General features: G+C 44.1%; 1 protein-coding gene. It reads right to left on the bottom strand.

What is annotated here, in order from left to right; all coding sequences use genetic code 11:
• Positions 1-75 precede the first annotated feature (75 nt).
• Positions 76-1,317 carry a bifunctional ornithine acetyltransferase/N-acetylglutamate synthase gene (argJ, locus tag PN497_RS00495; RefSeq protein ID WP_096572626.1) on the bottom strand — a complete coding sequence of 414 codons (1,242 nt, stop codon included), beginning with the start codon at positions 1,315-1,317 and terminating at the stop codon, positions 76-78.
• Positions 1,318-1,413 lie beyond the last annotated feature (96 nt).

Consider the following 1,413-nt stretch of genomic DNA (forward strand, 5'->3'; position numbering starts at 1 on the left):
CCAGTCCCCAGTCCCCAGTCACCAGTCCCCAGTCCCCAGTCCCCTATCCTCACGAAAAGACTTTTTCCGCAAACTTTAAGTTGTATATTCGGCGTTAATTTTCACGTAGTCATAACTCAGATCACAACCCCAAGCTGTACCTGTTCCGTGGCCATGTCCAACACTAACGGAAATTAATACTGTATCTTCTTGGAGATAAGCACCTGCGGACGTTTGTTTCAAATAAGCATTAACAGCAGCTTTATCAAAAGGTAAAGGTTGCCCATTTTCCATGAGTACAAAATCGCCGATTTTAATTTTCAGGTTGTCTTGTTCAAAGGGTACTCCTGCACGGCCAGCAGCACCGGCGATCCTTCCCCAGTTGGGATCTCGTCCAAAGATTGCAGATTTAACTAAGGACGATCCAGCAATGGTTTTGGCTATTTGTCGCGCTGCGGTTTCGTCGTTTGCACCAGTGACTTGCACTTCTACCAAACAAGTTGCACCTTCTCCATCACGGGCGATCGCCTTGGCTAAATGTTGACAGACTGCGGTTAACATTGCTTCTAATTTTTCCGCTTCTGGTCCGGTTTCGGTAATAGCAGGGGTACGAGATGCACCGTTAGCTAAGGCTATTAAACTATCATTGGTGCTAGTATCACCATCAACTGTAATCGAATTAAAACTTCTATCAGCAGCCCGTGTTAACATTTGTTGCCATAATGTAGATGATACTGCCGCATCACAGGTAACAAAAGCTAACATGGTGGCCATATTAGGATGAATCATTCCTGAACCTTTAGCAATACCACCAATTCGCACCGGGCGATCGCCTATAGTGGTTTCTAAAGCAATGGATTTTGTTACCAAATCTGTGGTTATAATAGCTCCTGCGGCAGCATCCGATCCAGTTTCGGAAAGTTCTGCAACTAACTTAGGTATCCCATTTCGCAAAGCATCCATTTTAATTCTTTGACCTATTACCCCAGTGGAAGCGAGTAAAATTGATTCTGGGGAAATGTTCAACTCTTTCGCTAACAAGTCTGCACTTTCTAACGCATCCTTCACCCCTTGACTACCAGTAGCGGCGTTAGCTTGACCGGCATTACACAGTATAGCTCTAGTGGTATGCTTGCTTTGTAAACGTTGACGACAATAATCTACACAAGCGGCTTTCACATGACTAGTGGTAAATACACCAGCAGCGATCGCATCTACATCTGATAATATTAACGCTAAATCCGGCAATCCCGAAGGTTTCAACCCAGCTTTAATACCTGCTGCTTTATATCCCCTGGGTGCTGTCACACCACCTGTAATTTCTTTCCAGTCTGTCATAATTTTGGATTTTATATCATGTCCGTTTGAATTGTTATCATATCTGTTTGGATAGGAACAGGGAACAGGGAATAGGGAATAGGGAATAGGGAATAG

The sequence above is a fragment of the Sphaerospermopsis kisseleviana CS-549 genome (assembly GCF_028329225.1).
GTDB classification, from domain to species: Bacteria; Cyanobacteriota; Cyanobacteriia; order Cyanobacteriales; family Nostocaceae; genus Sphaerospermopsis; species Sphaerospermopsis kisseleviana.

Excerpts from the sequence above, each read along its gene's own strand:
- argJ (WP_096572626.1), bottom strand. The coding sequence starts at position 1,317 with ATGACAGACTGGAAAGAAATTACAGGTGGTGTGACAGCACCCAGGGGA.